This is a genomic window from Pedobacter fastidiosus (genome assembly GCF_014306625.1).
Lineage (GTDB): Bacteria > Bacteroidota > Bacteroidia > Sphingobacteriales > Sphingobacteriaceae > Pedobacter > Pedobacter fastidiosus.
Genome location: NZ_JACRYL010000003.1, coordinates 234,371 through 251,600, shown reverse-complemented (window position 1 = coordinate 251,600; position 17,230 = coordinate 234,371). Strand labels below are relative to the sequence as shown.

At 34.8% G+C, this 17,230-nt stretch carries 14 protein-coding genes; 10 read left to right on the top strand and 4 right to left on the bottom strand.

Annotation, left to right across the window (positions count from 1 at the left end; translation table 11 throughout):
* Positions 1 to 55 precede the first annotated feature (55 nt).
* Both kdpA and H7U22_RS23475 read right to left on the bottom strand, forming a co-directional pair.
* Positions 56 to 1,774, bottom strand: a complete 1,719-nt coding sequence (kdpA, locus tag H7U22_RS04685) for a potassium-transporting ATPase subunit KdpA (RefSeq protein ID WP_187070189.1) — start codon at positions 1,772 to 1,774, stop codon at positions 56 to 58.
* Positions 1,775 to 1,811: 37 nt separating this feature from the next.
* Positions 1,812 to 1,889, bottom strand: coding sequence for a potassium-transporting ATPase subunit F (locus H7U22_RS23475; RefSeq protein WP_109926617.1), 78 nt, complete (start codon positions 1,887 to 1,889; stop codon positions 1,812 to 1,814).
* Between the two features lie 436 nt (positions 1,890 to 2,325).
* Here H7U22_RS23475 and H7U22_RS04675 point away from each other — a divergent pair, with 436 nt between their 5' ends.
* On the top strand, positions 2,326 to 3,366 hold the full coding sequence (locus H7U22_RS04675; RefSeq protein WP_187070188.1) for a Fic family protein: 1,041 nt from the start codon (positions 2,326 to 2,328) through the stop codon (positions 3,364 to 3,366).
* Between the two features lie 19 nt (positions 3,367 to 3,385).
* Here the strand turns inward: H7U22_RS04675 and H7U22_RS04670 are convergent, their stop codons facing one another.
* On the bottom strand, positions 3,386 to 4,723 hold the full coding sequence (locus H7U22_RS04670; protein WP_187070187.1) for a sigma-54-dependent transcriptional regulator: 1,338 nt from the start codon (positions 4,721 to 4,723) through the stop codon (positions 3,386 to 3,388).
* A gap of 71 nt (positions 4,724 to 4,794) precedes the next feature.
* On the opposite strand from H7U22_RS04670, the gene H7U22_RS04665 reads away from it, so the two are divergent.
* From H7U22_RS04665 to H7U22_RS04630, 8 genes are all read left to right on the top strand, one after another.
* Complete coding sequence (locus tag H7U22_RS04665; protein WP_187070186.1) at positions 4,795 to 5,055, top strand: hypothetical protein; 261 nt, start codon at positions 4,795 to 4,797, stop codon at positions 5,053 to 5,055.
* A 10-nt stretch (positions 5,056 to 5,065) separates the two neighbouring features.
* Positions 5,066 to 5,365 (top strand): type II toxin-antitoxin system RelE/ParE family toxin, encoded by a 300-nt coding sequence (locus H7U22_RS04660; RefSeq protein ID WP_187070185.1) that lies wholly within the window; start codon positions 5,066 to 5,068, stop codon positions 5,363 to 5,365.
* 156 nt (positions 5,366 to 5,521) lie between these two features.
* Positions 5,522 to 7,996 (top strand): PIG-L family deacetylase, encoded by a 2,475-nt coding sequence (locus tag H7U22_RS04655; protein ID WP_187070184.1) that lies wholly within the window; start codon positions 5,522 to 5,524, stop codon positions 7,994 to 7,996.
* Between the two features lie 100 nt (positions 7,997 to 8,096).
* Entirely contained in the window at positions 8,097 to 9,788 is a 1,692-nt protein-coding gene (locus H7U22_RS04650; RefSeq protein ID WP_187070183.1) for a sodium:solute symporter, read from the top strand.
* 34 nt (positions 9,789 to 9,822) lie between these two features.
* Positions 9,823 to 10,344 carry a DUF2911 domain-containing protein gene (locus H7U22_RS04645; protein ID WP_187070182.1) on the top strand — a complete coding sequence of 174 codons (522 nt, stop codon included), beginning with the start codon at positions 9,823 to 9,825 and terminating at the stop codon, positions 10,342 to 10,344.
* Between the two features lie 243 nt (positions 10,345 to 10,587).
* On the top strand, positions 10,588 to 12,681 hold the full coding sequence (locus H7U22_RS04640) for a glycoside hydrolase domain-containing protein (protein ID WP_187070181.1): 2,094 nt from the start codon (positions 10,588 to 10,590) through the stop codon (positions 12,679 to 12,681).
* A gap of 2 nt (positions 12,682 to 12,683) precedes the next feature.
* Positions 12,684 to 13,580, top strand: coding sequence for a glycerophosphodiester phosphodiesterase family protein (locus H7U22_RS04635; protein ID WP_187070180.1), 897 nt, complete (start codon positions 12,684 to 12,686; stop codon positions 13,578 to 13,580).
* 83 nt (positions 13,581 to 13,663) lie between these two features.
* Complete coding sequence (locus tag H7U22_RS04630; RefSeq protein ID WP_187070179.1) at positions 13,664 to 13,855, top strand: hypothetical protein; 192 nt, start codon at positions 13,664 to 13,666, stop codon at positions 13,853 to 13,855.
* A 172-nt stretch (positions 13,856 to 14,027) separates the two neighbouring features.
* On the opposite strand, the gene H7U22_RS04625 is transcribed toward H7U22_RS04630, so the two are convergent.
* The gene (locus tag H7U22_RS04625) at positions 14,028 to 15,446 is read right to left on the bottom strand and encodes a sensor histidine kinase (protein WP_187070178.1); all 1,419 of its coding nucleotides are present in this window, start codon (positions 15,444 to 15,446) and stop codon (positions 14,028 to 14,030) included.
* 351 nt (positions 15,447 to 15,797) lie between these two features.
* On the opposite strand from H7U22_RS04625, the gene H7U22_RS23380 reads away from it, so the two are divergent.
* Entirely contained in the window at positions 15,798 to 17,204 is a 1,407-nt protein-coding gene (locus H7U22_RS23380; protein WP_317172940.1) for an alpha/beta hydrolase family protein, read from the top strand.
* The last annotated feature ends 26 nt before the right edge of the window (positions 17,205 to 17,230 follow it).

The following is a 17,230-nucleotide window of genomic DNA, read 5'->3' as shown; positions in this document are numbered from 1 at the left end:
TCCTAAGCTTGTCGAAGGATTTACAAAGCATTTCGACAAGCTCAATGTGACAGTTCTATTTTAACATCGTAAAGTATTCTGCTAATGGACCTAACGCCAAGGCAGGGAAATATGAAAGTGCATTTAACACTAAGATTACTGCGAAAGTCATCAGGGCGAAGGTTTTGGTATCAGTTTTTAAAGTACCTGCCGATTCTGGAATGAATTTTTTAGCACCTAATAAACCTGCAATTGCAACCGGACCGATAATGGGTAAAAAGCGACCTAAGAAAATGATTATCCCGGTTAAAACGTTCCAGAAAACATTGTTATCGCCTAAGCCTTCAAAACCAGAACCATTGTTTGCATTTGATGAAGTAACCTCATAAAGCATTTCGGAAAACCCATGGAAACCTGGATTATTTAACCAGTTTTTAGGCTGAACTGCCCAAGCTGCGCCACCATGATTGGTGAAAACATAACTTGAAATTGCTGTTCCTGCCAAGATTAAAAACGGACTTAAAAGCGTGATAATCGCTGCAATTTTAATTTCTCTTGCCTCTACCTTGTGTCCTAAAAATTCTGGCGTTCTACCAACCATTAATCCAGAGATGAAAACGGCAATAATTAAGTAGATGAAATAGTTAAGCAATCCCACACCACAGCCACCATAAAACGCATTAATCATCATGGCTAATAATTGCCATAAACCGGTTAAAGGCATTGTACTATCGTGCATTCCATTTACCGAGCCTGTAGAAATTACGGTTGTTAATGTACTCCAATAAGCTGTTGCAGCAGGGCCGAATCGAACTTCTTTTCCTTCCATTGCACCAGTTGTTTGGGCAATTCCCATTTTAGCTAAAGCAGGATTTCCACCCAATTCGGAACTGAGCGTAGGAATCATCAACATAAACAAACCGATAGTCATTACACCAAAAATGGTCCAAGCTAATTTTTTTCTACGGATGAAATATCCAAAAGCGATAATCATGGCTATGGGAATAATTACTTGCGCAATCATTTCGACCATATTGGTAAAGTAACTTGGGTTTTCGAATGGATGGGCAGAATTTGCACCAAAATACCCACCACCATTCGTTCCCAAGTGTTTTATGGCAATCATCTGTGCCGCCGGACCGCGAGAAACATGAACTGTATCGCCTTGAACGGAGATAAACTGATCTTTTCCTTCGTAACTTGCTGGCGTGCCGTTAAAAGTTAAAACTAAGGCAATTACTATTGATAAGGGCAATAATAATCGGGTAATTGCTCTTACAAAAAACTCCCAAAAATTTCCAAGTTGTGTAGTTGTTTTATCTCTAAAAGCTTTAAACAACACAACGGCCGCTGCAATACCAGTGGCTGCGCTTACAAATTGAAGAAACATTAGCACGAATTGCTGTGTTAAATAACTCACACCACTTTCGCCAGAATAATGTTGAAGATTACAGTTGGCTACAAAGCTAATTATGGTGTTAAAGGCTAAATCAGGCGTCATGCCTGGGTTTCCATCCGGATTAAATGGAAGTTTATCCTGAAAAATCAACACAAAAAAGCCGTAAACCAACCATAAAATATTAATAGTAAGTAACGCTTTTAGCTGCTGTTTCCAGTTCATTTGCTCTTTTATGTTAATGCCAGAAAGTTTATAAATTCCGGTTTCGAGCGGTTTTAAAAAGTCTGTCCAAACTTTTTCTCCTGCAAATACCTTTGCTAAATATTTACCCAAGGGGATAGCAATAATTAAGGTGAGCAGGAATGTGGCGATGATGCCGATTAATTCAGTGTTCATTTTTTTGTTTTTTGAATTTCCCTGTAGAAATTAGGGGTTAAAATTTTTCGGGTTTAATCAACACGTAAATCATATAGATAAATACGGCGATAGAAATGATGAATAGTGCTACCATGTTTTTAAATTTTTTCGAACCAATCGATTGATTTGTAAGTTGCCCAGCAGAGCAGGAGAATAATTAGAGATAGGATAATTGTCATAATTGTAATGATTTATGAAATGCCTATTGCCAACTGTTGTACCATTATAATTGTTTTATTTTTAATGAACTGATTTTCAGTTGTTTGATTCTAAATATTTCAATTTTAAAATTTTTAAACATAAAAAAACCCTTCCGTTTTGGAAGGGTTTTTATCGATTTGGGTGGACTAATTAATTATTGGAAATTCTTCTACTAGAAAATAAGTAGTATTATTAGCTCAATAACTATTCAATATCGGCTCAAAAAACTTTCAATTTGAGCTGATTTATTAATTAAAGTGAGCTGATTTAAGTTTTTGTGAATTTATTGGCTCAAAATAAGCTATATTTAATTTACAATTGAGCTGATAATGAAAACCGAAAATAAAAACGAAATAATTTCAATTTTAGAAAGTCGAGGTACACTTTCATCAAATGAGATATTTCAGGCTTTAACGGATTCTCAAAGCCTTGCTACAGTTAAAAGAATATTGTCCAATCTTGAAGCTGATGGGATTATACTATCTAAAGGTAAAGCTAGAGCCACTAAATATGAATTGAGTCCTTCTTTTCAATTATTGAAAGAGATAGATTTGCGAGAATATTTTAAAAAGGAACAGGATGAAAGGGAAATCAAAAATAATTTCAATTTCAATCTGATCACAGAAGTGCTGAGTGAATCCCAGCTTTTTACGGTAAAAGAACAAGAATCTTTAGAAGAATTACATGATTTTTTCAAGGAGAAAATATCCAAGCTTTCTAAAACAGAATATAATAAAGAGATGGAAAGGCTAGCGATAGATTTAAGCTGGAAATCTTCGCAAATTGAAGGAAATACATACTCTCTTCTGGAAACTGAATTATTGTTAAAAGAAAAAGAAACGGCTCCAGGTAAACCTAAACAAGATGCAATTATGCTTTTAAATCATAAAGAGGCATTAAATTTTATCATTGAGCATTCAGATTATATTGTTCCGATTACGATAAGAGGAATTGAAGACATTCACAGTTTGCTTATTAAGGATTTAGATGTTGATAGGAATATACGTAGAGGAAGAGTTGGTATTACGGGCACTAATTATACTCCGCTTGATAATGAATATCAAATTAGAGAAGCACTACGTGAGATGTGTTCCGTTATAAATGCGAAAAAAAATGTTTTAGAAAAAGCGCTTTTAACGTTGGTCCTACTTTCCTATATTCAGGCATTTGCTGATGGAAATAAAAGAACTGCAAGGATTGTAAGTAATGGTGTGCTATTCGCTTCTGGATATTGCCCCATTTCATTTCGAACCATCGATTCGATTACATATAAAGAGGCAATGTTGGTTTTTTATGAGCTAAATAACATCAGTGTGTTTAAAAGAATTTTCATTGAACAATATACTTTCGCAGTAAAAAATTATTTTTAATTTCTCAACATATACCTACTTAAACTTCCTTAATCCCGTATTCCTCAATTTTTCTATAAAGCGTGGTTAAACCAATGCCCAATAATCTTGAGGTTTCGGTTTTGTTGCCCTTGGTATGAATCAACACTTTTTGAATGTGCTGTTTTTCTATTTGCTGTAAATTATAATCGTTCGCTAGTGGGGTAAATTCAAAAAACTCTGGTGGCAAAGCCGAAGTATTCAAGGTTTCACCATCAGAAAGAATAACCAAACGTTCTATTACATTTTTCAACTCGCGGATATTTCCTTTCCAACTGTGTTCTGTAAAAATGGATAAAATTTTATCATCCAAATTCAATTCTTTTCGGTTTACCTTATCCGAAAATTCAGTTAAATAATGTTTGGCCAACGCAGGAATATCACTTTTTCTCTCTCTCAACGGAGGAAGAATAATCGTAAACACTGATAAACGATAATATAAATCGGAACGGAATTTACCTGAAGCCGCATCTGCCTTTAAATCTTTATTGGTGGCTGCAAGAATGCGAACATTTACTTGTTGAGTTAAGGTATCGCCAACTTTAATAAAGCTTTGATTTTCTAAAACCCGCAATAGCTTAGCTTGCAGATCGAGGTTCATTTCTCCAATTTCATCCAAAAACAAAGTTCCGCCATTGGCTTCTTCCAATAGTCCTTTTTTATCTTTATTTGCGCCAGTAAAGGCACCTGCTTTATAGCCAAATAATTCGCTTTCCAGTAATTCAGGACTAAATCCGCTACAATTTAAGGCAACAAATGGTTTTAATGCCCTCGGACTTTCGTAATGGATGGATTGGGCAAAAACTTCTTTTCCTGTACCTGTTTCGCCCAAAAGTAAAACTGTTGTATCGGTTTGGCTTACTTTTTTTGCTAAATCTATTGCTTCTTTTAAAGCTTTGGATTGACCAATGATGGTACTGAAACTATGTTTTTTGGTGATTTTATTTTCGAGATCAAAAACCCGCTTTTGGAGATTTGATTTGTCCATTGCCTTGTAAAGCAGAGGAATTATTTTATCGTTGTCATCGCCTTTTACAAGGTAATCGAAAGCCCCGTTTTTAATAGCCAAAACGCCATCAGCAATTGTCCCGTATGCGGTTAAATTAATAATTTCTACAAAAGGCTTAATGGCTTTAATGTCCTTAACAAGTGCAACGCCATTAACATCCGGTAATTTTACATCGCTAATCACCAAGCTTACGTCGTTAGTTTTTAGTAGTTTAATGCCTTCTTTGCCTGTATTGGCTTGTAAAGTTTTAAAACCTTCGAGTTCTATAATTCTTGAAAGTAAACTGCAAATTTTCTTTTCATCATCAATGATGAGGACAATCCCGTTCATAGGTTTAATTTATGTGGCAATATTAAGAATAAAAAAATGATTCTATTTTTAGTAAATTCAAATTGAATTTAATGTTTCAAAATAAAAAGGTAAATTTGAGTATGAGAACCTTAACAATCAATATTGATGATTCAAAATCAGAGAAAGCTATAATTGATTTTTTAGACAATATGGGATTGGATTACTCTGTTGATTTAACAGAAAAAACTTACTCTTGGTGGGCAGATCAAGAAGTAATCAATAAATTAAATAATCGTTCTGAGAATTTAAAAAGTGGAGTTGATAATGGACTTTCTTTTACAGATATTAAGAATAAACTCTTGAATAAGTAATCTCTTTAAATTGAATTACATTATTATATTCTCGTCTTCGGTAGAAGCAGAAATACAACAATCTTACGATTGGTACGAAGAGCAAAAATCAAATTTGGGAGAGCGATTCCTAAATATAATCGAAAGTTCTATACAAGCAATTTCAAAATATCCAGAAGCCTTTCCTCTTAAACTTGGCACTTTTAGAGAATACGTAGTTCCAAAATTTCCATATGTCATAGTTTACGAATTGATACCCGAAAAGGGATTAATTTACATTCTCCATGTTTTTAATACTTATTTAAACCCCAATCGAAAGAGAGAAGTTTAAAATTTTACTTAATACTATAGTCCCACCTAAACAAACCAAACAATAAATCTTTAAAAATTTATAAAAATTTCCATCAAATTATCCTGTACCTTTTTCGTTTCCAAAGCATCAAAATAAAAGCAAATTGATCATATTTGGATACGCAAAGCAAAATTTATGTTTAAGAGACTAACCACAATACTTTTCTTAGGATTTTCCGTGATTTTTTGTTCCGCCCAACAGGTAAGGCCGGCAAAATCATCAGAAATTTTTAGGGAACTAAAAACACTGCAACACCTCCCTAAAGTTTTATATCTCGCTGCACATCCCGATGATGAAAATACAGGTTTATTATCATGGTTAGTTAACGAAGAAAATGTAGAAACTGCTTATTTATCTTTAACCAGAGGTGATGGTGGGCAGAATCTTTTGGGTACAGAACAAGGTGCCGCTTTAGGTTTAATTAGAACACATGAACTTTTGGAAGCCAGAAAATTAGATGGTGCACAACAGTTTTTTACGCGAGCAATTGACTTTGGCTTTTCGAAAAATACAGACGATACTTTTAAACAATGGGATGCCGATAGTATAACTGCTGATGTGGTTTGGGCAATTCGAAAATTTAGACCTGATGTAATTATCTGTCGTTTTCCGCCAACAGCGGCTGCAGGGCATGGGCAACATGCAGCATCCGCTGTAGTTGCCGAAAAAGCTTTTAAAGCTGCGGGTGATAAAAATATGTTTCCCAATCAACTAAAATATGTAAGCATTTGGCAACCAAAAAGATTGTTGTGGAATACCTTCAGATTTGGATCTGTAAATACGACTGCCGAAAATCAGCTAAAAGTTACTGTTGGCCAGTACGATGCACAACTTGGAATGGGCTATGGTGAGCTTGCGGGTTTAAGCAGAAGTTTGCATAAAAGTCAAGGTGCGGGTACACAATCTGTGGCCGGGATAAGAAGTGAATACTTTACTCATGTTGCTGGCGAACCTGCTAAAACTTCACTGTTTTATGGTTTAGCTAAAAACTGGACGAGTAAAGGTGTTCCAGAAATTGATTTGGCTTTAAGTAAAATCGTTTCAGCTTTTGACTTTAACAAACCCGATTTAAGCCTGCCTGCTTTACTTGCGGTAAGAAAAAAGATTGCCCTTTTGAAGGATGCAAATTTGAAAAAAGACAAGCTCAAATCTATAGACAATATTATTTTAAGTTGTGCAGGTTTTATGGGTGAGGTGGTTACCAATCAGGCTGAAGCTGTTGCTGGAGACAATTATAATTTTAGGTTAAACCTGATTTCTAGAGCAACGGATGATGTTGTTGTTGAAAAGATAAATTGGTTGAACACATCTGAATCTATTAACAGAAAATTATCGAACGATTCTTTGATTACCATTGAACATAAAATCCAAATCCCCAATAATGCAAGTTTAACCGAGCCTTATTGGATGGAAAAACCCGCTAAAAATCCAGCAACTTTTAGTGTAACCAACGATACCCTTATCGGATTGCCCGAAGCAGAATCGCCATTAATGGTAAAGATTTTGCTTAAAATTGGAGCAGAGAGATTGGAAGTTAATCTGCCTTTATCCTACAAAAAATTAGACCCAGTAAAAGGTGATGTTGTTGAGCCTCTAAGAATTGTTCCTGCGGTGGAAATTAAATTTGCTGAATCCGTTTATTTCGCGAATGATAAAGAAGATTTAACTGTTAAACTTCGAGTCCGAGCAAATAAAGATGTAACCAACGGAAAGATAATTTTGAAATTTGGTAATGAGTTGACTCAATCCATGTCTGTAGATCATATCAATTTAAAAGCGAACGAGATCACCAATATTAGTGTACCAATAAGCAAGGATCTTTTATTAAAAATCAAGTTAAATCGATCTGTTGTACAAGCTTCTTTAGCAACTGAAACTGGTGTATATAGTAAAAGTCAACAGGTTATCCAGTATGCTCACCTACCTGTATTGCAATATTTTGTGCCTGCTACGGCTTGGTTGCTCAAAGGAGATCTTAAAGTAACAGCTAAGAAAATTGGCTATATTCCGGGGGCTGGAGATCTTATTCCAGAGTTTTTAAGGCAAGCGGGTTTACAGGTTGATGTATTAAGCGAAACAGAAATTTTAAATCCTGCAAAATTGGCTACTTATGATGCCGTAGTAACAGGCGTTCGGGTAATCAATACAGAAAAGAGAATAAAAAATTGGCAAGTTGCATTGCGTTCTTACGTAGAAAATGGGGGCACAATCGTAATGCAATATAATACCACACAGGATATGGCTTTGCAAGATTTTGGAGTTTATCCATTAAGTATTGGCGGTAAAAGAGTAACTGAAGAAAATGCCGAGGTTAAAATATTAAATCCAGATCAGCGCCTTTTAAATTATCCTAATAAAATTACGGCTGAAGATTTTAAAGGTTGGGTGCAGGAACGTGGTGCTTATTTTCCAGATAAATGGGATAAAAATTACCAGCCACTTTTCGAAATGCACGATACTGGAGAGGAACCCTTGCAAGGATCTACACTTTACACGAAATATGGGAAAGGTAATTTCATTTATACACCTTTAGCATTTTTCAGACAATTGCCTGCCGGAAATGTTGGTGCTGCCAGATTGTTTTTCAACTTTTTATCAGCCAGTAAATAATGAGAAAAGTTGTTAAAAACTGGAATACTTGGTACATTCTTCTGGGCTTGGCTTTGGTTGCTCAAATCTTTTTTTATTATTTATTTACTAAGCACTGGGCATGAGTAATATCGATTGGTTTGTACTCATTTTTACCCTTTTTGCTGTGGTTGCTTATGGCGTTTTTATCGGTCGTGGGCAAAAAAGTAACGAGTCATATTTAAAAGCCGATAACAAAATGCCATGGTACATAGTACTGTTAGGCATTATGGCCACTCAAGCCAGTGCAATTACATTTTTATCTGCTCCTGGACAGGCATATACTGATGGAATGCGTTTTGTTCAGTATTATTTCGGTTTGCCATTGGCAATGATTGTAATCTGCATTACGTTTATTCCAATTTTCCAGCGATTAAATGTTTATACCGCTTACGAATATTTAGAGCAACGTTTTGATAAAAAAACAAGAGTTTTAACCTCGTTGCTTTTTTTATTTTCCAGAGGATTATCAACCGGAATAAGCATTTATGCGCCAAGTATAATCCTATCGAGCGTACTCAATTGGAATATCTATTTAACTAATATTTTAACAGGCGGAATCCTTTTAATTTACACTTATGTTGGTGGTGCAAAGGCAATTGCACACACTCAAAAACTTCAGTTTCTAATTATTTTAGGAACTATGGCTTTTGCAGGTTATCTCTTGGTGCAAAATATGCCCAATGGGATCGGTTTTAAAGATGCATTGTATCTCGCCGGAAAATCTGGCAAGTTAAATGTGATAACAACTGATTTCGATTGGAAGGATAAATACAACATTTGGAGTGGAATTATTGGAGGTTTTTTTCTAGCCTTATCCTACTTTGGTACCGATCAAAGTCAGGTTGGGCGATACATTACAGCCAAAGATAATACCAATGCCAAAATGGGTTTATTGCTAAATGGAATGGTTAAAATACCGATGCAGTTTGCGATTTTACTTATTGGTGCTTTACTTTTTGCTTTCTTCTCTTTAAAGCCAGCACCTATTTATTTCAATGAACGATCTTACGAACATTTAAAAGAAACTCAACCCAAGAGAGCTGCCATTTTTGAACAGGAGCATCAGGCGTTGCAACAAAAATTTAATGAGCAATCGAAACAAATTCTGGCAGAGAAAGATAATTCTTCAACGCAGTTAAACGCTTCGATTGATAATTTTAAAACTACACAAAAACAGGTTGCTTTATTGCACACCAAAGTGGAGGAGGCGATTAATAAATCGAATTACAACGCAGAAAAAACGGATACCAATTACATTTTTCTATATTTTGTTAAGAACACATTGCCTGTTGGAATGATCGGTTTGCTTTTTGCTGTAATCTTTTTGGCCAGTTGGGGATCTATTTCTGCTGCATTAAATTCTTTGGCTGCGTGTTCGTTAAAAGATGTTCATCTTATTTTTAGTAAGGAAAAACCAAATGATCAGCAGGAATTAAGATATAGCCGATTGCATACTTTGGCTTGGGGGATTTTCTCTATCGCGGTTGCCATGTTTGCCACTCAAATGGGGTCTTTAATTGAAGCTGTAAACGTATTGGGTTCATTATTTTATGGGCCAATTTTGGGAATTTTTTTGGTGGCTTTTTATTTTAAAAAGATAGATGGCTCTTTGGTATTTATTTCTGCAGTGCTATCAGAAATTGCAGTAATTACCGTTTATAAGTTCGATATAGTGTCATTTCTTTGGTTAAATGTAATTGGAGCCTTTGCAGTGATCTTATTTTCGGGTATGGGCTTATTGTTTTATCGTCCCAAAGCTTTAAATTCGTAAAATCAAAAACACAAAACAGATAAAAATATAAACTATGAAAACGATGATCAAATCTATCGCTCTGCTTTTTACAGCAATTACCATTTCGGTAAGCGCATTTGCGCAAGATGCTGCACAGCCAAAACCGAGCCCTGCAGCTGTAGCTACAGGAAAAGTAAAAGGCGCAACGATTACAATTAATTACAGCAGCCCAGCTGTTAAAGGACGTAAAATTTGGGGTGGGTTAGAAGCTTGGGATAAAGTTTGGCGTGCAGGTGCTAACGAAGCAACTACTTTCGAAACCGATAAAGACCTTAACGTAGAGGGAAAAACACTTCCGGCAGGTAAATATAGTTTCTTCCTAATCCCTAAAGAAAGTGGTACTTGGACTGCAGTTTTTAACAAAGAGCCAAAACAATGGGGTGCTTACAAATATGAAGAAGCGAAAGATCAATTAAGAGTTGATGTTAAAACCAAACCTTTAAAAGCAACACAAGAAAGATTAGTTTATAAAATAACTAAAAGTGGATTTTCTTTAGAATGGGATAAAATTTCTGTTCCAGTTTCTATTAAATAATTATAAATTTAATCATTTCAAAAGCCTTCCAGTTAATTTGAAAGGCTTTTTTTGTGCTTTTTATTGTGATTGCTAGTCTGGATTTGCAATCCCGTCTTTATTAAGCTAAGTATTTTTTTAATCCTTTAAACTCCAATGTGCTTTAATTTTCCGTGTGTAAAGAACATAAAACATAACAAATTCTTAATCTTAAAATATTTAATTTAGGCTGATTTATAAAACCACACAATCTCCCTAAATCTAATGAATCACAATACAATTAATAAAATAATACTCTTCTTACTTTTAATAACCAATCTTGGTGTTTACGGCCAAAAACAAGACAGCAATTTTTCTATTAAAAATACCAAGCCTGTAAGTTTGGTAAATGTTTTTTTGGGTTCATCTGCAGATCACGGACAAATGTCGCCAGCGGCATCTTATCCATTTAGCATGTTGAGCATTGGTCCGCAAACTTACCCTAAAACACACACGGGCTACGAATTTTTGGCTAAGAAGTTTTTAGGTTTTACGCACAATCGTTTCGAAGGCGTGGGTTGCCAAGGTTCTGGCGGAAATATTTTAATCAAACCATTTTTAGGCGATGATCCTGAAAAATCAATTCTAATTAAATCATCAGAAAATGCTGGTCCAGGTTTTTATGAAGTAGGTTTTGAAAATAAAATTAAAGCTAAATTTGCTGTTTTAGGAAATGCAGGTAAACATTTTTATCAATTTCCTAAGGGTAAAAAAGGATTCTATTTAGATTTAGGATATGCCTTTAATGGTGCGTTTGTATCCGAAGAACATCAAATTAATAAGAATGCTATTGGTGGTCGAGTTGATTCTAAAACAACCTGTGGAGCTGGTAAATATCGTATTTATTTCTACTTAGAAATTGAGGGAAATTCTGAGTGGAAACCATTGCAAGACCATAAGTTAATTGCGAGTTTGGCCGATGACGCCACCACTGCTGGAATTAATATTGCATTTTCTTCTGTAAGTGTTGAGGCTGCGAAGGCATCATTAAACAAATCGGCTTACGAAAATGTAAAGACTCAAAGTAGTATCGATTGGAATAATAATTTAAGCAAAATTGCTGTCGAAGGAAATTTAGAAGATGCAAAATTGTTCTACTCATTATTATATCGCACCATGCAATCGCCTTACGTAATTTCGGAGGCTAACGGAGACTATAGAAATACAAAAGGAGAGTTGCAACAAAGTAAGGACGTGCGTTACAATGGCTGGGCAATATGGGATAATTATCGTACTCAATTGCCATTGCTATCTATTGTTGCTCAAGATCGTTATGCTGGAATGGTTAATTCCATCGCTGATTTATACAATTCCGGTAAGAAGGATTATGCAACACAAACTGAACCATCAAATACGGTTCGTACAGAACACGCAATTGTGGTTTTGCTTGATGCTTACCGAAAAGGTTATCCAGTAGATTTTACAAAAATAACCGATTCTTTGGTTAAGGAAGTGAATGGATTGGATTATAAATCGCCTGATAAAGCCTTAGAATCTAGCTACGATAATTGGGCACTTTCTGAAATTTTCGGGATACTTAAAAACAAAGAAAAGGCAGATTTTTATAGAGATAAAGCTTTAGATTATAAAAAATACTGGAACAAGGATTTTAAAGATCTTACAAAGAGAGATGTCGATCAAATGCAGGCCAGAGGATTATATCAAGGTACGATTTGGCAATATAGATGGTTTGTTCCTTATGATTTTAAGGGATTAATTGAGCTGGATGGGGGAGAACAATCTTACTTGGCAAACCTTGATGAATTTTTTGAAAGGGATTTATACAACCACGCCAATGAACCCGATTTACAAGTTCCATTGATGTATAATGTAACTAAAGAAAGCTACAAATCTCAATATTGGGTGCATCAGATTGCTGCAGATACGGTGATTCAAAATTATTTTAATGATAACAGTCGTGGAATAGGAAGTTACATTGGTAAAATTTACAGAAACCAGCCACATGCCTATTTGCGCACCATGGATGATGATGCAGGCGCAATGAGCGCTTGGTATATTTTCGCTGCTAGTGGGTTTTCTCCAGCTTGCGTGGGCTGGCCGGTTTATTACTTAAATGTTCCATTATTTCCATCGATTACCTACCAATTACCAAAAGGAAAAACTTTTAAAGTTGAGGTTGAAAACTTTAATCTGAAAAATAAATACATTAAAAATGTGTTCCTAAATGGGAAGATATTTAAGAAAAATTACATCACACAAGAGGATATAAACAATGGAGGCATTTTAAAAATTGTTGCTTCTGCCATTCCTGTAAAAACTTCAGATACTGAAAATTGGATTTCAAGCATCACAAAATAATTATGAAAAAGATCACCCTACTGTTTGTTGCCTTTGTAGTTTTTGGTTTTACTGGTAATGCCCAAACGCCCCAGCAAAAACTCGTTTCGCTCTTTGATAAAAATAATAAAGAAATTTTGGTTGCTGCACATCGTGGGGATTGGCGAAATGAACCAGAAAATTCTTTAAGGGGATTACAGAACTGCATTCAAAAAGGAATTGATCTTGTTGAGCTCGATTTGAAGATGACGAAAGATAGCGTTTTAGTGGTGATGCACGATAATACGCTAGATAGAACAACAAATGCAAAGGGGAAGATTTCTGATTATACTTTTGATCAGATTAAAGTATTTAGGTTGAAGAATGGTTTAGGTAGGGTAACAACCAATGCAATCCCTACTTTTTTAGAAATGATGGAAGCCGCGAAAGGTAAGATATTAATTAATGTTGATAAGGGAAACACCTATTTGCCACAGGTTTTCGAAGTTTTAAAGCAAACGAATACAATGGATCAAGCGATTGTAAATGTTACGGATAATACGCAATACGATAAACTAAAAGCAGAAAACAACATTCCGGAAGGCGCATATTTGATGGTTGTTGTTGGGATGAAAAATGATGATGCCTTATCGGTTATAGCAAGTTATAAGGCTAATAAGAGAGCGATTATCCAGCCTATTTTTGATCAGGATAATTACCCAGCAATAAGCGAGTTGCCAAAAATTTCAAAAGATCAAGTGATTTGGCTTAACAGTTTATGGCCATCTTTAAATGGTGGACATGATGATGATACTGCAGTGGAGGAAAACAAGAAAGACGAAAGCTGGGGCTGGTTAATTGATAAAAAAGCTACAATTTTACAAAGTGATCGACCTATTGATCTTATACTTTATTTAAGAGGAAAAAAGCTTCATAAGTAATCCCGAAAATAATTTCATTTTGACCAATTTTTAACAAACTAATTTAATGCAATCCTGTTTATAGTTATATAAAATATTAGAACATGGCCCCATTAGATTTAAACTTACAACAAAACGCTACACTAACCAATAAAAACACTCCAGAAACTCAAAACGATCAAACATTTGATTTACATCCAGAAGCATATAAAGTGAAAGGACCGTCTCCAGAAAAGATGAACTCTGTTTCTGCCTCATTACGCTCTTATGCGCACGGATTATACGGTTTATTATAAGTCGTTTATCATATAGTTAGTCGCAACAACCGTTGCGACTAATACTTAAACTTATTTTTTCTTATCAATTTATAAGGATTAATTTTCTCAAATATCCTCTACCTTTGTTTTTCTCTTTTTAATTTCTCACTTTGACTATTAGTAGAAAGCTTCGTTTTGTATATGCTTAAAATTAAAAATCAGCCTTAAAGGCTAATGTTAATTTAGTTCCGTTTAAATCACTCAGAATATCCAAACGGCCATTTAGCTCGTCGGTTCGGTTTTGAAGGTTTTTTAAACCCATGCCTTTGCTATTTTCACTTACTTTAAATCCCTTGCCATCATCTTTAAAGCTAATAGTACAATCTAACTCGGTAAAATAAATTTTAATCCAGATATTACTTGCTTCCGCGTGCTTAATGGTATTTACAAAACACTCTTTCAACCAAAAATATATATGCTGAGATTGATTTGGAGACAGTCTAGTACTGATTTCGAACTCATTAAATTCGGGGTATATTTTAAGTAAGCCGCTTTCCAAAAACTGAATTCCAATTTTATGGAGATAATCCGATAAATTATAAGAAAGGCGATCTTCTGAGCTTTTTAACGGACTTGATAATTGGTGACTGTAATCTCGAGTTTGCACATATAAACTTTCCACCTCTAGTTCAACCTCACTAAAACCTTTTCTTTCATTTTCAGAACCTGCTTTTCGTTTATAATCACTAATTAGGTAACGGAGAGAAACTAAACTACCGCTTAAATCATCATGAAGTTTTCGCCCAATAATTATCCTTTGCTCTGTAACTGCTTTTGTACGTTCGTTTTTAAGGTTAAAATCTTGTGTAAGCAATATTTCTGAGGCTCGGATCTTTTCAGCTTCTAAGGCGATTGTTTTTAAATTGGCATTTTTTAACGCGGCATATTTTTCTTCAGTATCCATTTTCATTTTGTAGCTAATTGCCAACGAAAAGAAAATAATTTGAACAAAGAAACCCAAAGAAATGAAGGTTAAGCTGGTAAGATGAAATAAATATCCTCCATTATAAACAGAAACAGCGGTAAAAATATTGAAGAAAACGGTACAAAAAGCGCCCCACAAAATGTATGTATTAAATACATTTCGTTTTTCTTTGTAGAGCGTAAATAAAATCATAATACTTGATAACAAAATAACCGAATCGAATACTAAAGTAAGAATGGAAACAGTTTGTTTAAGATCATCCCGTACAATGTATTTCGCCGAATGAATTAGCACACAAATGGGGAAAATAATCCAGTTTTTTCTGGTATAAGTAATTAAAAATGATTGGTGTTTATTTCGAAGTCTTAAAGTTGATAAAATAAAATTTAAGTAAATAAGATAGGATGACCAAAGTGTTGAGGTACACAGAATATAGGGAAAAATCGGCGTCGTATCTATCTTTCCATTAAGTGTTCCAGTTGCCTGTAACAAAAAACAAAGGCTTACCCACAGGTATAAACTGTAATTGCCAAGCAACATTGTCCTGTTAAAATAAAACAAGTTAATGTGGTAAATGGCGACAATTAAAAGTGCGCCAATAGTAAAGATAGGGATTAAGTCGTCCCAATAAAATTGATAAAGCATTGTATAGAATGATTAGGATTTTGGGACGCGTTTAAAGATAAAAAAAATAATTGTAATACAAAAGATACATAGTTTTTAAGCGCTTTAATATGGGTTTTAGTCTTGCAGAATTTTGCGACTTTTTTATGGAAAAGATTGTAATAAATTTAAATTCCCGACAAAACCTGCATGGTGCTAAATGAAAAATTTAATACTGATTTGGCCAGAAGAAAAGAGTTTAGGCGAAAATGTATCTACTAAAAAAAAATATATTTCATTTAATTAATAACCTAATAAATAGGCTGTTATAAAATTTTTATAACCATTTTTTTCTTTTACTTATGGGCATTACCACAATGGCCCAAGTAAACAATAAATGGAAAAATCACTTCATCAGATTATGGTTTACCCTTACCAGGTGCTAGCATAAAAGTGAAAGGTACAACAGCAGGAACTTCCACAGATTCAAATGGAAATTTCTCTCTTCAGATACCACAAAATAACGCAACAATTATAATTAGTCTTTTGGGTTTTGCTCCAAAAGAGGTTAATGTTGGAGACAAAACAACAATTAATGTGGCGCTCGTTTCAGATTCTAAACAGTTAGAAGAAGTGACGATCTCTACAGCTTTAGGTATAACAAGGCAAGCAAAATCTTTAGGTTATGCTGCTCAAACCGTAAATTCTGCTGATTTAAATTTTAATCATCAGCCAAATCTAGTTAATGTCTTGCAGGGTAAAAACACAGGTGCTGATGCCGATGATTTGGATAGAAGACATATTTATAAAGTTTCGGTAAATCAGGCAGATAAACAAGCTTTAAGTATTGGGAAAGGTATCGAAGCTTATCCAGTAATTTTAGCCGATAATGAAACCGTAGTTTGCTTAAGCTCTACTGCACAAAGACCACTTTTGCCGGCGGTTTTAACAAATAAAAAGTCACTTCAACTTGTCGGTGAGGAGCTCATTCCAGCTGATTTTCCTGCAAAGCAATTGGTAGTGCCCAAACATATAAGCTTTAAAGCTGCAGATGGCAAAACCATTTACGGACAGTTATTTACGCCAAAAAAATCTACTGGAAAATCCCCAGCAATCGTATATGTTCATGGTGGTCCACAACGACAAATGTTTTTAGGCTGGAATCCGATGGATTACTATTCTATAGATTATGCCTTAAATCAGTATCTGGTTAATTTGGGTTTTACCGTTTTGTCTGTTAATTATCGTTTAGGCTTAGGTTATGGTTACGATTTTCACAAACCTGCAAATGCTGGTGCCCAAGGTGCTTCAGAGTATCAAGATGTTAAAGCCTCAGGAGAATGGTTAGCCAATCAGCCAAATGTTGATCATAAGAAAATCGGAATTTATGGAGGCTCATATGGCGGTTATTTAACGGCTTTGGCATTGGGGAAAGATTCAAAAATTTTCGCTGCTGGGGTTGATATTCATGGGGTTAACAATCGTTTTAGTAATTTTAGTGCTGAAGGGAAAGAGATTGCTCCTGATGCCGATTTGGCTGCCAAACTCGCTGCGGAATCATCGCCAATGAGTTATTTAAATACCTGGACTTCTCCAACTTTAATCATTCATGCTGATGATGACCGCAATGTTGCTTACAGTCAAAGCGTAGACTTGGCCAAACGGTTTGAAGATAAAAAGTTCGAATTTGAGTTTTTGGCCATTCCTGATGATACACACCATTGGATGAAATTTTCTAATGGTTTAAAAGTAAGTGAAGCAACTGCCGAATTTCTGAAACGAAAACTGATGGATAAATAGGGCTAATTTCATTAACCTACATTTAA

Bases quoted from the DNA above. Each gene is read 5' to 3' on its own strand.
- kdpA (WP_187070189.1), bottom strand. From the start codon at position 1,774: ATGAACACTGAATTAATCGGCATCATCGCCACATTCCTGCTCACCTTA.
- H7U22_RS23475 (WP_109926617.1), bottom strand. From the start codon at position 1,889: ATGGTAGCACTATTCATCATTTCTATCGCCGTATTTATCTATATGATT.
- H7U22_RS04675 (WP_187070188.1), top strand. From the start codon at position 2,326: ATGAAAACCGAAAATAAAAACGAAATAATTTCAATTTTAGAAAGTCGA.
- H7U22_RS04670 (WP_187070187.1), bottom strand. From the start codon at position 4,723: ATGAACGGGATTGTCCTCATCATTGATGATGAAAAGAAAATTTGCAGT.
- H7U22_RS04665 (WP_187070186.1), top strand. From the start codon at position 4,795: ATGTTTCAAAATAAAAAGGTAAATTTGAGTATGAGAACCTTAACAATC.
- H7U22_RS04655 (WP_187070184.1), top strand. From the start codon at position 5,522: ATGTTTAAGAGACTAACCACAATACTTTTCTTAGGATTTTCCGTGATT.
- H7U22_RS04650 (WP_187070183.1), top strand. From the start codon at position 8,097: ATGAGTAATATCGATTGGTTTGTACTCATTTTTACCCTTTTTGCTGTG.
- H7U22_RS04645 (WP_187070182.1), top strand. From the start codon at position 9,823: ATGAAAACGATGATCAAATCTATCGCTCTGCTTTTTACAGCAATTACC.
- H7U22_RS04640 (WP_187070181.1), top strand. From the start codon at position 10,588: ATGAATCACAATACAATTAATAAAATAATACTCTTCTTACTTTTAATA.
- H7U22_RS04635 (WP_187070180.1), top strand. From the start codon at position 12,684: ATGAAAAAGATCACCCTACTGTTTGTTGCCTTTGTAGTTTTTGGTTTT.
- H7U22_RS04630 (WP_187070179.1), top strand. From the start codon at position 13,664: ATGGCCCCATTAGATTTAAACTTACAACAAAACGCTACACTAACCAAT.
- H7U22_RS04625 (WP_187070178.1), bottom strand. From the start codon at position 15,446: ATGCTTTATCAATTTTATTGGGACGACTTAATCCCTATCTTTACTATT.